Genomic DNA, 19372 nt, shown 5'->3' on the forward strand with positions numbered 1-19372 from the left:
ACGATTTTTGGCGCAGGGCTAGCTCACCGTTACCAAGCTTTCTTCCAGCAGGCGCTGCACCTCGGGGCGGCACGAGCCGCAGCCGGTGCCCGCGCCGGTGCTGGCGCACAGCTCCTTGAGCGAGTTGCAACCGCCGGCAATGGCCTGGCGCAGGTTGTCGGCGCCCACGCCGTTGCAGCTGCACACCAGCTTGCCGAGCACGGGCGTGGCTGGCCCGCCGCTGCGTAGCAGCTGGAGGCGCTTCTCGCTCAGCTCGGTGCGGTTGGCAATGAGGTCGCGGTATTCCTGAAACTCGTTTTTATCGCCGATGAGGATGGCGCCCACCAGGCGGTCCTGATGGATAATGCATTTCTTGTAGTAGCGCTTGGCCTTGTCGATAAAGACAATTTCTTCGTAATCAGTGCTGTTAGGGCATTCGGGCAGGCCGATGCTGCACAGGTCGAAGCCGTGAATCTTGATGATGTTCATAAACGTGCTGCCGCGGTACTGGCTCGCCACGTCGCCGCTGAGGTAGCGCGCCAGCACGGCCGCCTGCTGCTCGGCGGCCGCCGTGATGCCGTAGAGCACGCCCCTAAACTCGGCAATTTCGCCCAGCGCAAACACGCTCGGGTCGCTGGTTTGCAGGTGGGCATTCACCACTACGCCACGCTGGCAGGCTAGCCCGCTTTCGCGGGCCAGCTCGCTATTAGGCACGGTGCCGATGGCCAGAATAAGGGCGTCGCAGGCGAGGCGGCGGCCGCTTTTGAGGCCCACGCCAGTGAGGCGGGCGCGGCCGTAGTACAGCTCCACCTCGTCGTTGAAGTAAAGGTCGCAGCCCTGGTCCACCATTTCTTCCTGCAAAAGCTGGCTGCCCAGCGCATCGAGCTGCCGGTCGAGAAAGCGCGAAATGCGCTGGATAATGGTGACCCGCGTGCCGGCCTCGCGCAACGAAGCGGCCATTTCGAGGCCTAGCAGGCCGCCGCCCACTATCACCACGTGCGCCTGCCCGGGCAGGTGCTGCCTGAAGCTGTCGGCATCGGCGCGGCTGCGCATGGTGAAGATGCCGGGCAGCGTGGGCACGCCGCGCGGCACCGCCGCCCGGCTGCCGGTGGCCAGGATAAGCACGTCGTAGGCAGTGCGCTGGCCCAGCGAGTCAACCACGTATTTCTCGGCGCGGTTGACCTCCGTCACGTGCACGCCGCGCCGCAGGGCTATGGCGTGGGCCGGCTCCTCGTGGTCCTGCATTTTAATCAGCTGCGCCCAGCTTTGGTGGCCGCTGATGTAGTCGGGCAGCATCACGCGGTTGTAAAACGGCTGGTCTTCCTTGCTGAAAATGGTGATGGTATCGTCTTGATTGACTTCGCGATACGAGCGCACGAAGCCGTGCGCCCCCGCGCCCGCCCCAACGATAACTATGCGCTGCCGGGGCTTGGCATACTTGGCCACCTGCACGGCGCAAAACTTAAAATCGGGCTCCTTGGAAACGGGGTCGAGCGCGCCGGCGGTCACGTTGTTAGCCCGGTTCAAATCGGAGCCTAGCTGCTTGCCCCAGTGCATGGGCAGAAACACCATGCCCGGCCGGATGCCTGCCGAGAGCCGCGCCGCCACGCGCACCTCGCCCCGGCGCGACTGCACCGTTACCAGGTCGCCCTCGGCCACGCCCAGCGCCGCCGCATCGTGCGGGTGCAGCTCTACAAAAGCCTGCGGGCTGTGCTGGTTGAGCTTGCTGACTTTGCCCGTTTTGGTCATCGTGTGCCACTGGTCGCGGATGCGGCCGGTAGTGAGGATGAAGGGAAAATCCTCGTCGGGCGCTTCGCTGCGAAACGCGGCCTGCACCGGGTGAATGACGGCCCGGCGCGAGGGCGTATAAAACTGCCGGTCGGTAAACAATCGGGCCGTATCGGGCACGGGCTGGCTGGCCCGGTAGGGCCACTGCACCGAGCCGCGCTCCTGCAAAATGCGGTAAGTCAGCCCCGAAATATCGAGCGTGGTGCCGGCCGTGAGGCGCGCATGTTCCTCATAGATAGCCGCCGGGCTAGGGTAGTCGAAGCCGCTAAAGCCCATGGCCCGCGCAAAGCGGCAGATAATTTCGGCATCGGGCAAGGCCTCGCCGGGCGCGGCTACCACCTTGGCCAGGTGGCTGATGCGGCGCTCCGAGTTGGTCATGGTGCCTTCCTTTTCGGCCCAGGCGGCGGCGGGCAGGATAACGTCGGCATAAGCCAGCGTTTCGGGCTGGTTGCTGATTTCCTGTACCACCACGAATTTGGCCTTGGCCAGGGCCGCTTCGGCCTGGCGCGCATTGGGCAGGCTGGTGAGCGGGTTGGTGCAGAGTATCCAGATGGCTTTGAGGCGGCCATCGGCCAGGGCCTCAAACATTTCGGTGGCCGTGTAGCCGGGCGTGGCGGCCAGCGGCCCGCTGCCCCAGAACTGCTGCACCTCGGCGCGGTGGGCGGGGCTAGCCAGGTTGCGGTGCGCGGGCAGCAGGTTGCTGAGGCCGCCCACCTCGCGCCCGCCCATGGCATTGGGCTGGCCCGTGAGCGAGAGCGGCCCCGCGCCGGGCCGCCCAATCTGGCCCGTGATGAGGTGCAGATTTAACAGCGCCAGGTTTTTATCAACGCCCACGGCGCTCTGGTTCAGCCCCATCGTCCACATCGAGAGGAAGGCTTTGGCACCGCCGAGGTAGCTGGCAGCCAAGTGGATAGTTGCCTCCGGCACGCCGCACAGCTGGGCCGACTCGGCCAGCGGGCGCGCCAGCACGATGTCGCGGTAAGCTTCGAAGCCCTCGGCGTGCTGCCCGATAAACGCCAGGTCGATATCGCCGTTTTCAATGAGCACCCTGGCCAGGGCTTGCAGCAGCACCACGTCGGTGCCGGGGATGAGCTGCAAATGCACGTCGGCCAGCGCCGTAGAGTCGGTGGCGCGCGGGTCGATAACGATGATTTTGGTGGCCGGGTTTGCGGCCTTGTGGGCCTCCACGCGGCGCCACAAAATGGGGTGGCACCAGGCGGGGTTGGCGCCGGCCACCAGCAGGCAGTCGGCCAGCTCAAGGTCGTCGTAGCACACGGGCACGCTGTCTTCGCCCAGCGCCATTTTGTAGCCCACCACGGCGCTGCTCATGCACAGGCGCGAGTTGGTATCGAGGTTATTGCTGCCAATAAAGCCCTTCATGAGCTTATTGAGCACGTAATACTCCTCGGTAAGGCACTGGCCCGAGGCGTAAAACGCCACCGAATCGGGCCCGTATTGGTCGATGAACGTCTTGAACACCGCCGCCGTGCGCGCCAGGGCCTCGTCCCAGCTCACGCGCTGCAAGGGGTGGTTTTTGCCGTAGCGCATCTGCGGGTGCAGCAGGCGGTCCGAGCGGTCGTTGACGGTGTATTGCAGGTTCAGGCCCTTGCTGCACAGCGCACCTTTATTGACCGGGTAAGCAGGGTTGCCGGTTACCGTTACGTCGCCGTTCTTTTCGGGCTGCACCAGCACCCCGCAGCCTACCCCGCAGTAGCAGCAGATGGATGGCGAGGCGGCGGACGAGGTGGACATAACAGGAAAATTGGTGGTTTATAAGGGAGTTTCCTGACCTGCACAGACAGTAGCGATTTATATTAATCGTCTGTCATGCAGAGCGTAGCGAAGCATCTCGCGTGCTAACGTTAGGGTTGATTAATCCACTGAAGCGAGCGAGATGCTTCGCTGCGCTCTGCATGACAGCCTTTTACCTTTGAGCCCTAGGCCCCGGCCAGGGCTAGCGGCGCTTCGGCCGGCGCCTCGCCCGCTTCTTTCACTACCAGGCGCACCAGCAGCACCAGCGCACCCACGGCCGCCACGCCAAAGCCAATGTAGAGAAACGCCGTGCTGTAGCTGATTTCCTTGGACTTGAAAAGGAAGCCGACCAGCATGGCGCCCAGGTTGCCGCCCGCGCCCACAATGCCGCTCACGCTGCCGATGGCCTGCTTGTTCACAAACGGCACGATGGAGTAGGTGCAGCCGTTGGCCATTTTCAAAAACAGGGCAAACACCAGCATCGATACGATGGCCAGCGTGAGGCTGGGGGCGAGCGAGAAAAACGCAATGCCAATGCCTTCGAGCACCAGAAAGACGCTCAGCAGCACCCACTTGCCCTTGAGGCCGTAGGCCCGGCCGGTGCGGTCGGCCACGATGCCGCCCAGGCCCCTGGCAAAGATGTTCATGAAGCCGAAGATGCCGGCCAGCAGGCCCGCCGCCACCAGCGTGGCGCCAAAGTGGTCGACGAAGTACACGGCGGCCACGTTGTCAATGGTGATTTCAATGCCGAAGCAGGCGCCGTAGGCCAGCGCCAACAGCCAGGTGCGGTAGTCGCGCAGGGCTAGCAGGAAGGTGCCTTTCTTTTTGGTCGTGGCGTCGCGCTGAATGCTGGCGTAGTTGCCGCGCGGGGTGTCTTCGGTATACTTGTAATACAACACGGCCATTATCAAGAGGATAACGCCGGGCACTACCATCGCCAGCCGCCACGAATTGGCTTTGTCCACGTAGCCCAGGCTTACGAAGGCAGCGGCCACCAGCGGCATCACCATGTTGGCAATGCCACCGCCGAGGTTGCCCCAGCCGCCGCCCACGGCGTTGGCCGTGCCCACCACGTTGGGCGCAAACATCATCGAGGTGTGAAACTGCGTGATGACGAACGACGCGCCGATAATGCCGATGGCTAGCCGGAATAATAGGAAAGTTTCATAGCTGTTGCTCAGACCGATAAGCATCACCGGCACGGCGCCCACCGCCAGCAGCAGCGTGTAGGCCAGCCGGGGCCCGATGGTGTCGCAAAGCTTGCCCATGAGCAGGCGCGCCAGGATGGTGGCCGACACCGAGGCAATGACAATATTGCCCACCTGCCCCTTATCGAGGTGCAACTGCTCGCGCACCAGCGGCATGAGCGGCGCAATGCCAAACCACCCAAAAAAGCAGAAGAAAAACGTGAGCCACGTGAGATGAAACGTGCGCATCTGCACACCTTTGGCGGCGAAGATGTTGAGCCGGGTCAGCGGCTGCTGGGCGGTAGTGGTGGCATCCATAAGCAAGTGATTTAGTGCGAAGTAGCGCGGGCTTTTAGTCCGCATGTGAAAAGCGATGCGAACGCGGATTACAAAGTCCGCGCTAGATTAAGCCCAGCCGATATACACAGTATCATTCTCTACCCGAACGGGATACGTCTGAATAGCGCACTCGTCGGCGTTCAGGCACTCGCCGGTGAGCAGCGAAAACGTGCGCTTGTGGTAAGGGCAGGCCACCTTGGGTTCGCAGGCTTCGCCGGTGCTGCCAATCATGCCCCTGGCCAGTATCATCTGCTGCTTGTGGGGGCACAGGTTTTGGGTGGCGTACCACTCGCCGCGCCGGGCAAAGTTGAAGATGGCCACCTGCTCGCCCTCTACCAGGGCACAGGCCCCGCCATCGGCGGGCACGTCGGCGGTCTGGCACACGGGGAGCCAGGTAGCTGCGGTCAGCGTTTCCATAAACGGCTATTTGTTAATTGATTGTATGGGATGGCGCGGGGCTCTGCCCCGCGCCGTCTAGTTGCCGGCCTTTGGCCGGCGCGTCTGCAAGCGTTGTTGGGGCTGGTTTTGCCAGCGTGCCCTGGCGTGCGGGCCAGAGGCCCGCAAATAGTTGGCACAAGGCAGAGCCTCGCGCCATCGGGTCATTGCCGTTCGGGCTAATGGGTTTACCAGGCTTTAGATATCTTTTGCCCGCGCATCTCGGCAAATTCCATGGTGGGGTCTTTCACCTGGGGCGCGTTCACGAAGTGCGTGAACTGCTTGCGCAACTCTGGGTTTTCAACCACTTCCTTCCACTCACAATGGTAGTTTTTGATGAGCAGCGAAATTTCGGCCTCCAGGTCGGCGCAAATGCCGAGGCTGTCGTTGATGACCACGTTGCGGAGGTAGGCCATGCCGCCGTCGAGCTTGTTGAGCCAGGTGGCGGTGCGCATCAGCGGGTCGGCCGTCTTGATGTAGAACATCAGGAAGCGGTCGAGGTACTTGAGTAGGGTTTCTTTATCAAGGTCGGCGGCTAGCAGCTGCGCGTGCTGGGGCTTGGCGCCGCCGTTGCCGCACACGTAGAGGTTCCAGCCTTTTTCGGTAGCGATTACCCCGAAGTCTTTGGCTTGGGCCTCAGCGCATTCGCGCACGCAGCCGCTTACGCCACTTTTCATTTTGTGGGGCGAGCGAATACCCTTGTACCGGTTCTCAATTTCGATGGCAAAGCTCACGCTGTCGTGCAGGCCGTAGCGGCACCAGGTGCTGCCCACGCAGCTTTTCACGGTGCGCAGGCTCTTGCCGTAAGCGTGCCCGCTCTCGAAGCCTTCGGCAATCAGCTCCTCCCAGATATTGGGCAAGTCGCTGACGTGCGCCCCAAACATATCGATGCGCTGGCCCCCCGTAATCTTAGTGTAGAGCTGGTACTTCTCCGCGATGCGGCCGATGGCCATCAGCTGCTGCGGCGACACCTCGCCGCCCGCCATGCGCGGCATCACCGAGTAGCTGCCGCCCTTCTGGATGTTGGCCAGGTAGCGGTCATTGGTATCCTGAATGGTGTTTTGCTTGACAATCAGCTCATTCCACAATCCCGACAGGATGCTGCCCACAGCAGGCTTGCACACCTCGCATCCATCGCCGGTGCCGAAGTGGTCGAGTGCCGCGCCATAAGTGCGAATGTCGTTGATTTTCAGTAGGTCAAATAGCTCTTGGCGCGAGTAGTCGAAGTGCTCGCACAGCACGTTTTTGATGTAGGCGCCCTGCGCCGTGAGCGTGCCGTTGATAAGGTCCTTCACCATGGGTACGCAGCCGCCGCAGCCGGTGCCGGCCTTGTTGCACTTCTTCATGGCGTCCACGCTGGTGGCGCCTAGCCCGGTCACGGCGTCGCAAATCATGCCCTTGGTCACGGCCTCGCACGAGCACACCAAGGCTTCATTGGGCAGGCTCATTACGCCAGCGCCCTCGCTGGCCTCGCCGCCGCGGGCACCCAGAATCAGGTCTTCGGGGTGCGGCGGCAGGGCCAGCTTGTTGTTGACGGTTTGCAGCAGCATGTTGTAGGCCTCCGCATCGCCAATAAGCACGCCGCCAAGCAGATACTTACCGTCGGGGCTGATATTGATGCGCTTATACACCCCGCTGTGCGCGTCCTCGAACACGATGCTGCGGCTGTGCGGCTCCGCAATAAACGGGTCGCCGAAGCTAGCCACGTCTACCCCAATCAGCTTGAGCTTGCTGCTCATGTCGTAGCCGGTGAAGGCGCGGGCGCCTTGTTGCAACTGGCTCACTACCACTTCGGCCATGTCGTAGCCGGGCGCCACGAGGCCGTAAATCATGCCGCCGTGCAGCGCGCACTCGCCGATGGCGAAGATGCTGGGGTCGCTGGTACGCATCTCGTCGTTGACCACGATGCCGCCGCGCATGCCCACTTCCAGGCCGGCTAGCTTGGCTAGCTCGTCGCGCGGCCGGATGCCGGCCGAAATCACCAGCATATCTACTTCCAGAATGGAGCCGTCGCCGAAGTGCAGGGCGTCTATCTTACCCTCACCGCCAATGTGCGAGGTAGCCTTGCTGAGGTGAATTTTCAGCCCTAGCGCCTCCAGCTTGGCTTGCAGCATGGCGCTGCCGGCCGCGTCTATCTGCCTGGGCATGAGGCGCGGGGCAAATTCTACCACGTGGGCGTCGGCCACGCCGAGGTCGAGCAGGGCTTTGGCGGCTTCGAGGCCTAGCAGGCCGCCGCCGAGCACGGCGCCGCTGCGGGCGGTGGCCGCGTAGGCTTTTATCTCGTCGAGGTCCTCGATGGTGCGGTACACCATCACGCCCTGCTTCTCCACGCCCGGCACATCGGGCACGAAGGCCGACGAGCCGGTAGCCAGCACCAGGTAGTCGTAGGGCTGCACGAGGCCGCTGCGGGCGTGCACCGTGCGGCTGGCCCGGTCGATTTCCTGCACGGCATCGCCGAGGTGCAGCACGATGCCATTGTCGTGGTACCACTGCCGGGGGGCCATTAGCAGGTCGTCGGCGGTTTTGCCGCCGAAATACTCGCTCAGGTGCACGCGGTCGTAGGCCACGCGGGGCTCTTCGCCGAATACTACGAGGTTAAAAGCGGTCGACTTGGCGAGGAGCTTCTCGCAAAATTTGTAGCCGACCATGCCGTTGCCGATAACAACGACGGTTGGTTTTCCCTGCGGTGCCATACTAACCAGTGAGGTATAGATAGAAAATGAGTTGGCAAAATCGAGGGGTGGGGAGGGGGAGGAGGATGGGAATTAAAATAAAGATGATTTCACTAAGGCCCTTTATTAAGGGGTGTTGTACATCTTATTCAGCAAACTTAAACAAAAATGACCCTCTATCAAATAGGTAGTTTCAAAAATAAAGGTTAATTTTTCTTAGCAATACCCTAAATTTAACAGGTAGTCCTAGCTGCTCGGTTGCTCATAGCCAACATGGGGCTGTTATTTTGCCAGGCAGCTAGTAGCGTTTCTTTGTTAGCTACTTGGGCTAGCCCTTTGTTGTATCTGCCGTCATGTCCATGACCCGTTTGCCCATTGTTCCCGAACTGTATGTAGTAGGTGCCGGCCCCGGCGACCCCGAGTTGCTGACCCTGAAAGCGCACCGCATTCTGCAAACGGCCGACGTAATTCTCTACGACAACCTAGCCAACCAGGAGCTGCTGGCCCTAGCCCCCACCGCCTGCGAATGCATCTATGTGGGCAAAAAACCCTACGGCGAGTACACGCCCCAAGATGTTATTCACGCACTAATCCGCGAGAAGGCCCTGGCCAAGGGGCGCGTTATTCGCCTGAAGGGCGGCGACCCGTTCATCTTCGGGCGGGGCTTCGAGGAAATGCTGTTTGCCCGCAGCCACGGCATTGCGGCGCACTACGTGCCAGGTATTTCGAGTATGCAGGCCGTTGGCTTTGAAGATATTCCGCTCACGCACCGGCAGGTGAGCGAAGGCATCTGGGTGCTGACGGGTACCAAAAAAGACGGCTCGCTCTCGGCCGATTTGCGGCTAGCCATGCAAAGCAACTCGACGGTGGTTATCTACATGGGCATGAAGAAACTGCCCGAAATCGCCGCCACCTATGTAGCCGAAGGCCGCGGCCACACGCCGGCCGCCGCCGTAATGCACGCTTCGCTGCCGCAGCGCAAAGTGGTGGTAGGCCGTGTGCAAGAGCTACCCCAGCTGGTAGTTGCGGCGGGCATCACGTACCCGGCCATCATCTTTATTGGCGACGTAGTGGGCGTGGGCCGCACGATGGATGAGGGGTAACGCTCTTGGCTAGTTACTGCCCAGCGCCTTTGTTATCAGGGCTAGCGCCTCGGGTGTGAAGGGTAGTTGCAGGGCTAGCGCGTGGCCGCGCTCGGTCATCTTCGGCCAGGTTTTCTGCACTATTTCAAGCACCTTTGCCTCGGGGTGCTGGGCGGCGAAGGGCAGGAAATAATACTCCAAAAACACCAGGCAAATGACGTCTTCCAGCAGCTGCACCTCGGGGTCGTCTTTCAGGCGCAGCTTCTGCACCAGTTCCTGCACACGGGTTATCATTTCGGGCGCGTAGCCAGCCTGGGCCAGCAGCTGGCCGGCTAGCTCGGCGTGGTATTTCTTGAGCGTGTTGCGCCACTGGTGGTAGCCGGGGCGCGTCATGGGAAAATCGGTGCGCGGAATGCTCCAGCGCCGGATGTGCTGGCAGCGGGCGGCTAGCTGCACGGCCTCGGGCGCATTGGGCGCCACGCGGGCCAGGCAGGCGCTCATGCGCTGGGCATACAGCACTTCTTTGGGCACCAGTTCGCCCGCTTCGTTAGGTTCGAGGTTGGGGTCTTCGCTGTTGGCCGCGTCGAACAGGCGGAAGGCTTCGGCTAAGTGGGGGAAGTCAGGCATCATAAAGTGAAATAGCGAAGCGCTGGTGGCAGTACAACAAAAAATAGCTACCGGCCTGCTGGCCCAGAAGTAGAAACCAGGGCTGCCGCGGCCGGCAGCGGCAGCCCATCGCGCAGCAGCGGCCGAATTTTGGCCAGCGGCAAAAATACCCGTACCTCGCCCTGCGCATACGACGCAATTTCGTAGGGCTGGTAGATGAATACAGCCCCGCCGGTGGTCAGATATACGTTGTGCGTCACGGGCATCTGCTTCACAAAGAGCTGCTTATCGAGCGGGTCGGTGGCGGCCAGGCCCACCAGCGGGCGCACGGCCTGGCCTAGCAGCGCGGGCAGCTGCACTGCCGCATCGGGCCGAAAAATATCGGCGTAGCGCAGGCGCTGGCCGGTGCGCAGGTCGTAGCTAGCCCCCGTCGAGCCATACGAGCCGTGCGCGCCCCCGCTAAAATTGTAGTGAAAAAAGGCCAGGCTCAGCAGATTGGTCTGGCGGTAGAGCACGTAGGTATTCGTCTGGTCTTCGTAGCTGAGGCCCGGCGCGTAGGCCCCCATGCCCGCCGTATCGGCCGGGGCGGGTCGGCTATCGGCGGCATCCTCGCGGTATTCCTTGAAAAACTGCTGGCGTTGCTGCTTATACAGGGCCGTGAGGTCTACCGGCGGCAAGCCATCGAGGGTGTCGCCACGCAGGCATAGCAAGATGTTATCCGTCAGGCGCTCGCGCAAACCAGCCTCGCCCCCAATGGGCACCAGTGCCTGCAAGCTGATATGCCCGCGCGGCGATTGCACTTCCTTCGGAAAGGCGGCGGCCGAGTCGGCAAAGTAGCGCACGGCAAACGTGAGCGCGCCGGCCGCCGGCTGCACCAGGCGCAGCCGGGTAGGCTGCCCGCCCACCGTGCCGGCCAGGTCGCCGCGGCCCGGCTGGCGGCGCAGGCGCCAGTACAGGCTGGGCCCATTGGGGTCGATAGCTTTTTCGGGGCTCGTTTCGAACAGCACCACGCTGTCGGGGGCTGCGCTAGGCTGGCCCTGCAGGGTGTAGGGGTGGCCGTCGAGGCCGTAGTAGCTGCCGAAGTGGCCGGTAGCCGTGGCATCAAAGCTGCGCGGGGCCTCCACCAGGTGCAGGGTAATGCTGTCGGCCTGGCCGGGTAGCAGGGCGCGGTACACGTGGTAGGAGGTGCCGGGCGAGCTGGCCACCGGTGGTGGGGGGCTAGCCGCGCCTGTTTTGGTAGTGGCAGTAGTGGCAGGTTGGTTGTTGCAGGCCGCCAGGCCAAGTAATCCCAGCAGCGCGTACAGAGAGCATTTCATGCCGCAAAAGACGGTTAAAAACACTTGTGGTTTGCTAAGGCCAATAAATCTGCTAGTTGAAAGGGATGTACGCTTCGGCTTAATAGCCAGCGCGCTAGCTCTGGTAACATAAAAATTATGTCATTCGTCATCCCTGGCAGTCAGCTTTGCGTAATTCTGAAGAGAATCTTCCCATTCACTCTTCCTTTTCCCTTATGAACCTCATCAAAGCAGGCAGCGATGCCGCCGGTAAGCCCATTGAAATCAATTACGTAGATTATGGCCAGGGCAACCCCGTCGTGCTCATCCACGGCTGGCCGCTCGACCTCCAATCCTGGGAATTTCAACTAGCCGAGCTGCCGCTACACGGCGTGCGCGTGGTGGCCTACGACCGCCGTGGCTTCGGCAAGTCGTCGAAGCCCTGGGATGGCTATGGCTACGACACCCTAGCCGACGACCTGAAGGCCGTGCTTGATGGTCTCGATTTGCAAAACGTGACCCTAGTAGGCTTCTCGATGGGCGGTGGCGAAGTAGCCCGCTACATGAGCCGCCACCAGGGTGCGCGCGTAAGCAAGGTGGTCTTTATCAGCTCCGTAACGCCTTATTTGCTCAAGACAGAGGATAACCCCGACGGCGTAGACAAGTCGACGTTCGACGATATGCTGAAAAACATTGGCAAAGACCGCCCCGACTTTCTGGCCACGTTCGGCAAAGGCTTCTACGGCGTGGGTCCCATCAGCCACCCCGTGAGCCAGGCCACCCTCGACTGGAGCCAGAGCATTGCCCTGCAGGCCACCCCCCGCGCTACCACCGAGTGCGTGAAAGCCTTCAGCGCCACTGACTTCCGTCAGGATTTGAAAGGTATTAAAGTGCCGGCCCTGTTTATCCACGGCGACGCCGACAAAACGGTACCCCTCGACAACAGTGCCAAGCGCGCCGTAGAGCTGGTGCCCGGGGCTCAGCTGGTAGTGTACGAGGGCGAAGCCCACGGCCTCAACGTAACGGCTGCCGACCGCCTTAACCGCGACCTGCTCACGTTTATCAGCGGCCAGCCGGTTTCGGAAGACTATTCCGAAGGTGAGGCCTACCCGGCCGGCGCAGCCGAGGCAACCACTTACTAGCCAGCCTCTGGCATAACAAAAAAGCTCCCTGCCAGCCGGCGAGGAGCTTTTTTGTTGGTGTTGGGTAAAAGAGTGCTAGCCCAGGTAGGCGTGCCAGTTCTGGTCGAGCGTGCCCGCCGACAGCTTGAGGAAGCCGGCCAGGGTTGGCTTTTTGGGCTGAGTGCGCAGCGGCATGTTAGCCTCCGAGGGCGTGCGCTGGCCCTTGGCATGGTTGCAGCGCGAGCAGGCAGCCACAAGGTTGGTCCAGCCCGAGTCGCCGCCGCGCGAGCGGGGCATCACGTGGTCAAGGGTCAGGCTTTTGGTCGAGCCGCAGTACTGGCACTCGTACTGGTCGCGCTTGAAAATATTATGGCGGCTGAGAGCAATGCCCTTGTAAGGCACGCGCACGTAGCGCGCCAGGCGGATGATACTGGGCTTGGGAAACGCCTGCGAGATAGTACGCAGCACGCCCTGGTCCGACTTTGCTACCATTTCCGCCTTATCCAGAAACAACAATACAAACGCCTTTTGCACACTGCATAAGGTGATGGCGGTGTAATCGCCATTGAGTACAAGCACTTTTTGGTCCATATACGAGAGGCGAAAACTAGTTGAGCGCAAGCTACTAGATTTCACCCATATGAACAAAAAATTCCGGCCGAATGATTCCAGCCGAAACGCGGCGCATAACGAAGAAGGGGGCGTGAAAAATTACTGCCAGGTAATTTTTCACGCCCCCTTCTTCTGCCTGCGTACCCTCTAGTCGATGGTATGAAACAGGCGGCCCCAACGCACTTTGTGCGTGGCGTCGCCAAATGGGTCGAGCGAGAGCCAGATAAGCACGGCCTTGCCCACGATATGGTCTTCGGGCACAAAGCCCCAGAAGCGCGAGTCTTCGGAGTTGTGGCGGTTGTCGCCCATCATGAAGTAGTAGTTCTGCTTGATAGTGTAGCTCGTGAGCGGCTTACCATCTTGCAGAATCATGCCGGTGTTGGCGTCCCAAGTTACATTTTTGTTACGCTCGTACTGGCTCACTATTTTGTAGTAAATGCCGGCATTGGCGGGCGAAAGAGCAATGGTCTGACCTTTTTTAGGCACCGGCAGCGGGCCGTAGTTGTCGAGGGTCCAGCCGCGCTTGGTGGCGCTCTGGCCCCCTAGCAGCTGCATGCCGTCGGCGTAATGCAGGTCCACGGCATCGGGGAAGAGCGAGGCGCCCACGGCATCGCTGGCGGGCGTCAACGACACCACGTAGGGCTGGTGGCGGAAGTAGTCGGCCACGCTGGCCGTGCACTCGATGCTATAGCCGAGCTGCCCATCGGCGCCGGTTTCGGCCGAGGGCAGGCCGTCGGGGGTGCGGTAGCTCACCACGCCCTGGTCGTGCAGGGCCTGGCGCACCTCGTCGTTCAGTTCCTTCACCTGCATAAAGTAGCGGGTCTGCGGCTGGCCGGCAATCACGCCCGGCTTGCCGTTGATAAATACCTGCCGGTCCTTAATGGTAAGCGTATCGCCCGCAATGGCAATGCAGCGCTTGATGTAGTTGGTGCGCAGGTCGGCCGGGTACTGCGTTTCGTGCGGCACGTGAAACACCACCACGTCGTTGCGCTTCACCGAGCTAAAGCCCGGCAGGCGGTACGTGGGCAATTGAATAAGGTCGGAGTAGCTCTTGATGCCAAAAACCGGCAGCGTCTGGTGCGTGAGGGGCACCTGCAGGGGCGTTTGGGGGGTAATGGGCCCGTAGTGCAGCTTGCTCACAAACAAGTAGTCGCCTACCAGCAGCGAGTGCTCCATGCTCTCCGACGGGATGACGTAGGCCTCGAACGTGGCCCAGCGAATGAGCGTAGCCGCAATAACTGCAAACAGCAACGAATCGACCCACTCCCGGCCTTTGCCTTTCGGCGGTTTGGGCGGAGCGTTCGGGTCAGTTTTACGAAAGAGCATGAAACAAGAGCGGGAGCGCAAGCTCCCCAAAAGAATAGTTAAGCAAATAAACAACGCCGGCCGGCATTGCAAGAAAGCCATGCCGGCCGGCGTCTTACTCTACAGCCCCAGTAGCTCCTTCATGCCAAACACGCCGTGGCGGCCGGGCAGCCACTCGGCGGCCAGCAGCGCCCCTAGCGCAAAGCCCTCGCGCGAGTGGGCCTCGTGGCGCAGCTCAATGGTGTCGGCGCTCGACACGTAGCGCACCTCGTGGGTGCCCACCACCTCGCCGCGCCGCTCGCTCAGCACCGCCAGCTCGTGCGGAGCCTGGGCAGGCGCGTTGCGCCAGGTGGTTTTGGCCGGGAAATTGGCGATAATGCCTTCGGCGGCCGTGAGGGCCGTGCCGCTCGGCTGGTCTACTTTGTGGATGTGGTGAATCTCGGTCATCTGCACATCGTAGCCGGCTGCAAACTGGTTCATCTTGGCCGCGATGTACTCGTTGAAGTGGAAAAACAGGTTCACGCCCACGCTGTAGTTGGAGGCGTAGAACAGGGCGCCGTTGGTTTCGGCAGCTAGCTGGCTAGCCTCCTCAAAGTGGTGCAGCCAGCCCGTAGAGCCGCACACCACCGGCAGGCCCTGGCGCAGGCAGGCCGCTACATTGCCAAACGCCGCCTCGGGGTGCGTAAACTCGATGGCCACATCGACCTGGCCAGGCGTAAAGTCCTCGATGCGCTGCCCCGAGGTCTGGTGGTCGACGATGCCCGCAATTTCGTGGCCCCGGCTGGCGGCCAGGCCCGCTATCGTCTGGCCCATTTTGCCGTAGCCGATAAGAAGAATTTTCATAGAATTGATTTTCAACTGGCTAGCCCAGCTATCGGGCGTGCAGCGTCAGGGTCAGGCCCGGCGTGAAGGCCGCCTGTCCCGGCACCGGCACCATGGCCGGCTGCCAGTTCAGCGAGAGGTTGTCGCTCACGTCGAAGTCGTGCAGGTGGGCATCCACCACGGCATCCAGAATGGTCAAAGAATACCCTAGCGCGCCAATGAGCACCGCCAAATCGCGGTAGCTGCGGTAGCCGGTGAAGTTGTTATAGATATTGGTGAGCGACGTTTCGCGCCGGGCGTTCGGAAAGTCAGTCTCATTCAGGTAGTCGGCGGGAGTGACAGCAGTAGTTGTCGTTGGGATGTCGCGTATTATATAGTACGCCTTTTTATACTCAATATAACGAGTCTGCTGAAAATATATCCAGTACCCCAGCCCGCCCACCATGCCGTACACAATGGGCAGCTTCCAGTAGCGCTTGTTGTAAATCTGCCCGCCGCTCGGAATCAGCGCCAGAATACCCGCCTTCTCGGGCCGGGTCAGGCGCAGGCCAAAGAGCCGCTCGGTGCGCTTGGCCGAGTCGGCGGCGTGCTGGGCGCGCTTCTCTTTCCTCGTGATTTTGCGCACGGTAGCCGTGTCGGGCCGCGTCATTTGCGGCGCCGCCGGGTTCACATCATACGGGTTGGTAGAGGTCGGCACCTGGGCCAGCGCCGGCCGCGCCCCGGCCAGCAACACCACTACGGCCAGCCGCCAGCCGGGGCTGGCCAGCCCCCGGGCAAGTAAAAGCACGAAGTTTCTCATCAGTAAGCCGCTAGCGCCGACCGGCGCAGAGTAAGTGCGGTACTTACGCAGGTTGCAAAATGTGCAGAATGCGTTGCATATCCTCCACCGAATCGAAGGAAATCTTGATTTCGCCGCGCCCCTGTGGGCTGGGCCGCAGCTGCACCTTCGAGCCGAAGTAGTCGGTGAGCTGGCGCTCGGTGCGGCGCAGCTCGGCCACGGGCACTACAGGCGTGGCCGGGGGGGCAGGGCTAGCGGCGGCCGGGCTGCCCTCGGGGCGGGCGTAGCCATTGCGCACCAGCTCCTCTACGCGGCGCACCGACAGGTCTTCGGCCACAATGCGGCGGTAGAGGTCTACCTGCTGCTGCGGGTCTTCGATGTTGATGAGCGCCCTAGCGTGGCCCATGCCAATCACCGAGTCGCGCAGGCCAATCTGGATGCTGGGCGGCAGCTTCAGCAGGCGCAGGTAGTTGGTCACGGTCGAGCGGTTTTTGCCCACGCGCTCGCCCAGGTCTTCCTGTCGCAGCTGGCATTCGCTCAGCAAGCGCTGGTAGCTGAGGGCGATTTCGATGGCATTCAGGTTTTCGCGCTGAATGTTCTCGATGAGCGCCATTTCCAGCATCTGCTGGTCGTCGGCCTTGCGCACGTAGGCCGGAATGGTGTCCAGGCCGGCCAGCTTGCTGGCTTGCAGGCGGCGCTCGCCCGAGATGAGCTGGTACGAGTTGGTGCCCAGCTGGCGCACCGTTACGGGCTGAATAATGCCCTGAATCTTAATGCTATCGGCCAGCTCGGCCAGGGCTTCCTGGTCGAAGTGCGTGCGCGGCTGGTAGGGGTTGGCCTCAATGTGGCCCACCGGAATCAGGCCCACCGTGCTCACGGGGTTAGGCGTGGCCGTAAGCACGCGCTCGCTGGGCTTGTCGTAGCTGCCCTCAATAAGCGCGTTGAGGCCCCGGCCCAGGCCGCCGATGCGGCGCTTGGCGGCGCCCGCCACGCCGGGGTTGGCGTTGAGGGCAGCCTGGATTTTTTCTTCGTTCTTCTCTGCGGACATCTTGGCTAGGGTCTGGGGGCCGAATGGCCGGCCCGCCCAGAACTTCAAAATTACGGACTAGGGGGCGAAGGGCAAGCTGGGGGCCCAGCGGTCGCAGTTCTATTCGATACTTCTCGTCCAGCCTTCGGGGCTTGTCAGCAGCAATTATCAGCTAGCAGTGCGTGGTCGGCGCGGCTGCCGCTTGGTTGGCGCATTTACACTTACCACTTTATCACCCTTCATCACAATGCGATGGCCGCCGCGGGCGATAGTGCGTAACTGCTCGCCAATATTATCGAGCAACGCGTTGTAGCTAGCTGTTGAGCCCGTGAGAGCCAGCAGTTCTGCTTTAATTTCCGATGGTTCTTCGGCGGTAGTGATGGTCTTTTTCATACGCATAGCACAAGTTAAATGGCTTTTACCAAGCGCACTAAATCGTTATCGGCGATGTGGCTGGTCTTGATAATGCAGCGCTTGTGTGGTTGGATTAAGAACACGCATAGAATCTGATGAAGTTTCCCTTTAAACTCAAACAGCCCCACGTAGCGCAACTGATTCTTGGTACTATACTGAGTTAGCTCTACCCAAATAGTGCTCGGGTCCACGGCAGCTTGCGCAACTTCTTTGAATCCAGCCCCCCGATGCGAGTGGTGGTTTTTACGGTCTTCAAGATGATTGACGTAGGCTGTCTGCCAAAATAATTCAAACCCCCGTCGGCGGTCATTGAGAAAAGGATAAACTTTTTCGTTGGAAGTATAATAAGCAGACATGTAGGCTGTAGAATTTGAGCAGGTATAGACGCAGCTTACAGCTTATCAGTATCCGGCAACTGGCCTTACACCAGCTCATCCTCCGGCGCCTCTTCGGGCCTAGCCTCTACACTATTTTTCTCCACTATTTCGCGGGCCAGGTTGAGGTAGCTCACGGCGCCTTTACTCTCGGCGTCGTGCAGGATGACGGGAATGCCGAAGCTCGGCGACTCGCTCAACTTCACGTTGCGCGGGATGATGGTGTCGAACACGAGCTGCTGGAAATGCAGCTGCACTTCCTCCACCACCTGGTTGCTGAGGCGCAGGCGCACGTCGTACATCGTGAGCAGAATGCCCTCGATTTCGAGGTCAGTATTGAGGCGGCTCTGAATTATCTTAATGGTATTCAAGAGCTTGCCCAGACCTTCGAGGGCGAAGTACTCGCACTGCACCGGAATAATAACCGAGTGCGCCGCCGTGAGGGCGTTCACTGTGATGAGGCCCAGCGAGGGCGAGCAGTCGATGATGATGAAGTCGTACTGGTCGGCCAGGGGGCGCAGGGCCTCCTTCATTTTCTCCTCGCGGTTGGGCAGGTTTATCATCTCCACCTCGGCGCCCACCAGGTCGATGTGCGAGGGCATGAGGTCGAGGTGCGGCAGGATGTTGGTTTGCAAGATGATATCCTGCGGAGCAATGCCATCGACCATGCACTCGTACACGCTGTTTTCGATGTCTTTGGGGTCGAAGCCCACGCCCGAGGTGGCGTTGGCCTGCGGGTCGGCGTCTACTAGCAGGGTGCGGTAGTCCAGGGCCGCCAAGGAGGCGGCCAGGTTGATGGCCGAGGTGGTTTTGCCGACGCCACCTTTCTGGTTGGCTACCGCGATAATTTTGCCCATAACAACAAACGAAATAACTAAGAAACGCGCCGCGGATAGGAAGTAAGTCCGCCGAAGCCGGCGCTGTTTAACTTACAAAATAAGGCTAAAAAAAATGGATTCGCCAAGCGCTGGGCCGCAACCACCCTCATTTGTCCTTGCGAGCGCAACGAAGTGAAGCGCGGTACTCTTTCCTTTGTCGCCTGCATCAAGGGGTTACTAGCCCAGCGGGAAGGGAAGAGTACCGCGCTCCATTTCGTTGCGCTCGCAAGGGCAAAAAAATTACAGCTCCACCGTTTCGCCGATGCGCAGCAGGCGCAGATTTTTGCCAGCGGCTTTAGCCTCGGCCAGGGCCGCCTCGTGGTTGATGGCGATAACGGGGAAGGTATCGTAGTGCATGCCGATGATTTCGGTGGTGCCCACCCAGTCGGCGGCCACCAGGGCATCGGTGAGGCCCATGGTGTAGTTGTCGCCGATGGGCAGCAGGGCCACGTCTACCTTGTGGCGCTCGCCGATGAGCTTAATATCATAGGTCAGGGCCGTATCGCCGGCGAAGTACAGCGTTTTGGCCGAGCCATCATTGGCCTTAACCACGAAACCCATCGCCACACCAGCATACGAGCCGTCGGGAAACGACGAGCTGTGGGCGGCGGCCACGCAATGCACCGTGCCGAAGGGCAGCACGACCTTGCCGCCCAGGTTGGTGCCAATTACCTCAATACCCTTGGCGCCGAAGTAGCCGGCTATCTCGGCGATGGCCACGATTTTGGCGCCCGTGCGCTTGGCAATGGCCTCGGCGTCGGCAATGTGGTCGCCGTGGCCGTGCGAAATCAAAATGTAGTCGGCTTCAATAGCGTTCACATTGATGTCTTTGGCTAGGGGGTTGGGGCTGATGAAGGGGTCGAACAGCACGCGCACGCCGCCGATGGTGGCCAGAAAGCTGGCGTGGCCGAAATAGGTAAGCTGCAT

The 19372-nt window shown here is 61.0% G+C and carries 17 protein-coding genes; 2 read left to right on the plus strand and 15 right to left on the minus strand.

Translation table 11 applies throughout. From position 1 onward, the window contains the following. Window positions 1-18 precede the first annotated feature (18 nt). The 4 genes from Q5H89_RS09240 to nirB form a co-directional block, all read right to left on the minus strand. Window positions 19-3519 carry a nitrate reductase gene (locus Q5H89_RS09240; RefSeq protein WP_305019015.1) on the minus strand — a complete coding sequence of 1167 codons (3501 nt, stop codon included), beginning with the start codon at window positions 3517-3519 and terminating at the stop codon, window positions 19-21. A 185-nt stretch (window positions 3520-3704) separates the two neighbouring features. After that, window positions 3705-5024 carry an MFS transporter gene (locus tag Q5H89_RS09245; RefSeq protein ID WP_305019016.1) on the minus strand — a complete coding sequence of 440 codons (1320 nt, stop codon included), beginning with the start codon at window positions 5022-5024 and terminating at the stop codon, window positions 3705-3707. 87 nt (window positions 5025-5111) lie between these two features. Beyond that, window positions 5112-5462, minus strand: coding sequence for a nitrite reductase small subunit NirD (nirD, locus tag Q5H89_RS09250; RefSeq protein WP_305019017.1), 351 nt, complete (start codon window positions 5460-5462; stop codon window positions 5112-5114). Window positions 5463-5668: 206 nt separating this feature from the next. Continuing rightward, window positions 5669-8173 (minus strand): nitrite reductase large subunit NirB, encoded by a 2505-nt coding sequence (gene nirB / locus Q5H89_RS09255; RefSeq protein ID WP_305019018.1) that lies wholly within the window; start codon window positions 8171-8173, stop codon window positions 5669-5671. Window positions 8174-8505: 332 nt separating this feature from the next. Here nirB and cobA point away from each other — a divergent pair, with 332 nt between their 5' ends. Further along, window positions 8506-9255, plus strand: a complete 750-nt coding sequence (gene cobA, locus Q5H89_RS09260; RefSeq protein ID WP_305019019.1) for a uroporphyrinogen-III C-methyltransferase — start codon at window positions 8506-8508, stop codon at window positions 9253-9255. A gap of 9 nt (window positions 9256-9264) precedes the next feature. On the opposite strand, the gene Q5H89_RS09265 is transcribed toward cobA, so the two are convergent. Both Q5H89_RS09265 and Q5H89_RS09270 read right to left on the minus strand, forming a co-directional pair. Beyond that, window positions 9265-9861, minus strand: coding sequence for a DUF4202 domain-containing protein (locus tag Q5H89_RS09265; protein WP_305019020.1), 597 nt, complete (start codon window positions 9859-9861; stop codon window positions 9265-9267). 47 nt (window positions 9862-9908) lie between these two features. Next, window positions 9909-11156, minus strand: coding sequence for a DUF3298 and DUF4163 domain-containing protein (locus Q5H89_RS09270; RefSeq protein ID WP_305019021.1), 1248 nt, complete (start codon window positions 11154-11156; stop codon window positions 9909-9911). Between the two features lie 194 nt (window positions 11157-11350). Between Q5H89_RS09270 and Q5H89_RS09275 the strand changes: the two genes are divergently transcribed. After that, a complete protein-coding gene (locus Q5H89_RS09275; protein WP_305019022.1) occupies window positions 11351-12256 on the plus strand; it encodes an alpha/beta fold hydrolase in 906 nt (301 codons plus the stop codon). A 75-nt stretch (window positions 12257-12331) separates the two neighbouring features. Here the strand turns inward: Q5H89_RS09275 and Q5H89_RS09280 are convergent, their stop codons facing one another. The 9 genes from Q5H89_RS09280 to Q5H89_RS09320 form a co-directional block, all read right to left on the minus strand. Beyond that, complete coding sequence (locus Q5H89_RS09280) at window positions 12332-12826, minus strand: HNH endonuclease (RefSeq protein ID WP_305019023.1); 495 nt, start codon at window positions 12824-12826, stop codon at window positions 12332-12334. A 168-nt stretch (window positions 12827-12994) separates the two neighbouring features. Then, on the minus strand, window positions 12995-14173 hold the full coding sequence (gene lepB, locus Q5H89_RS09285) for a signal peptidase I (protein ID WP_305019024.1): 1179 nt from the start codon (window positions 14171-14173) through the stop codon (window positions 12995-12997). Between the two features lie 99 nt (window positions 14174-14272). Next, entirely contained in the window at window positions 14273-14995 is a 723-nt protein-coding gene (dapB, locus tag Q5H89_RS09290; RefSeq protein WP_305019025.1) for a 4-hydroxy-tetrahydrodipicolinate reductase, read from the minus strand. 28 nt (window positions 14996-15023) lie between these two features. Then, entirely contained in the window at window positions 15024-15773 is a 750-nt protein-coding gene (locus tag Q5H89_RS09295; protein ID WP_305019026.1) for a DUF5683 domain-containing protein, read from the minus strand. Window positions 15774-15816: 43 nt separating this feature from the next. After that, complete coding sequence (locus Q5H89_RS09300; protein WP_305019027.1) at window positions 15817-16800, minus strand: ParB/RepB/Spo0J family partition protein; 984 nt, start codon at window positions 16798-16800, stop codon at window positions 15817-15819. Between the two features lie 147 nt (window positions 16801-16947). Further along, window positions 16948-17172 carry a hypothetical protein gene (locus Q5H89_RS09305; RefSeq protein WP_305019028.1) on the minus strand — a complete coding sequence of 75 codons (225 nt, stop codon included), beginning with the start codon at window positions 17170-17172 and terminating at the stop codon, window positions 16948-16950. A 14-nt stretch (window positions 17173-17186) separates the two neighbouring features. Then, window positions 17187-17549, minus strand: a complete 363-nt coding sequence (locus Q5H89_RS09310) for a hypothetical protein (RefSeq protein WP_305019029.1) — start codon at window positions 17547-17549, stop codon at window positions 17187-17189. A gap of 65 nt (window positions 17550-17614) precedes the next feature. Then, window positions 17615-18424: a ParA family protein gene (locus Q5H89_RS09315; protein ID WP_305019030.1), complete on the minus strand. Its 810-nt coding sequence runs from the start codon at window positions 18422-18424 to the stop codon at window positions 17615-17617. A gap of 261 nt (window positions 18425-18685) precedes the next feature. Next, a complete protein-coding gene (locus Q5H89_RS09320) occupies window positions 18686-19372 on the minus strand; it encodes a metal-dependent hydrolase (RefSeq protein WP_305019031.1) in 687 nt (228 codons plus the stop codon).

Origin of the sequence: Hymenobacter cheonanensis (assembly GCF_030581075.1) — a bacterium.
Lineage (GTDB): Bacteria > Bacteroidota > Bacteroidia > Cytophagales > Hymenobacteraceae > Hymenobacter.

Excerpts from the sequence above, each read along its gene's own strand:
- Q5H89_RS09295 (WP_305019026.1), bottom strand. The coding sequence starts at position 15,773 with ATGAGAAACTTCGTGCTTTTACTTGCCCGGGGGCTGGCCAGCCCCGGC.
- Q5H89_RS09240 (WP_305019015.1), bottom strand. The coding sequence starts at position 3,519 with ATGTCCACCTCGTCCGCCGCCTCGCCATCCATCTGCTGCTACTGCGGG.
- Q5H89_RS09245 (WP_305019016.1), bottom strand. The coding sequence starts at position 5,024 with ATGGATGCCACCACTACCGCCCAGCAGCCGCTGACCCGGCTCAACATC.
- Q5H89_RS09275 (WP_305019022.1), top strand. The coding sequence starts at position 11,351 with ATGAACCTCATCAAAGCAGGCAGCGATGCCGCCGGTAAGCCCATTGAA.
- nirD (WP_305019017.1), bottom strand. The coding sequence starts at position 5,462 with ATGGAAACGCTGACCGCAGCTACCTGGCTCCCCGTGTGCCAGACCGCC.
- Q5H89_RS09265 (WP_305019020.1), bottom strand. The coding sequence starts at position 9,861 with ATGCCTGACTTCCCCCACTTAGCCGAAGCCTTCCGCCTGTTCGACGCG.
- Q5H89_RS09270 (WP_305019021.1), bottom strand. The coding sequence starts at position 11,156 with ATGAAATGCTCTCTGTACGCGCTGCTGGGATTACTTGGCCTGGCGGCC.
- Q5H89_RS09300 (WP_305019027.1), bottom strand. The coding sequence starts at position 16,800 with ATGTCCGCAGAGAAGAACGAAGAAAAAATCCAGGCTGCCCTCAACGCC.
- lepB (WP_305019024.1), bottom strand. The coding sequence starts at position 14,173 with ATGCTCTTTCGTAAAACTGACCCGAACGCTCCGCCCAAACCGCCGAAA.
- Q5H89_RS09310 (WP_305019029.1), bottom strand. The coding sequence starts at position 17,549 with ATGTCTGCTTATTATACTTCCAACGAAAAAGTTTATCCTTTTCTCAAT.
- cobA (WP_305019019.1), top strand. The coding sequence starts at position 8,506 with ATGTCCATGACCCGTTTGCCCATTGTTCCCGAACTGTATGTAGTAGGT.
- Q5H89_RS09315 (WP_305019030.1), bottom strand. The coding sequence starts at position 18,424 with ATGGGCAAAATTATCGCGGTAGCCAACCAGAAAGGTGGCGTCGGCAAA.
- Q5H89_RS09305 (WP_305019028.1), bottom strand. The coding sequence starts at position 17,172 with ATGAAAAAGACCATCACTACCGCCGAAGAACCATCGGAAATTAAAGCA.
- Q5H89_RS09320 (WP_305019031.1), bottom strand. The coding sequence starts at position 19,372 with ATGCAGCTTACCTATTTCGGCCACGCCAGCTTTCTGGCCACCATCGGC.
- nirB (WP_305019018.1), bottom strand. The coding sequence starts at position 8,173 with ATGGCACCGCAGGGAAAACCAACCGTCGTTGTTATCGGCAACGGCATG.
- dapB (WP_305019025.1), bottom strand. The coding sequence starts at position 14,995 with ATGAAAATTCTTCTTATCGGCTACGGCAAAATGGGCCAGACGATAGCG.
- Q5H89_RS09280 (WP_305019023.1), bottom strand. The coding sequence starts at position 12,826 with ATGGACCAAAAAGTGCTTGTACTCAATGGCGATTACACCGCCATCACC.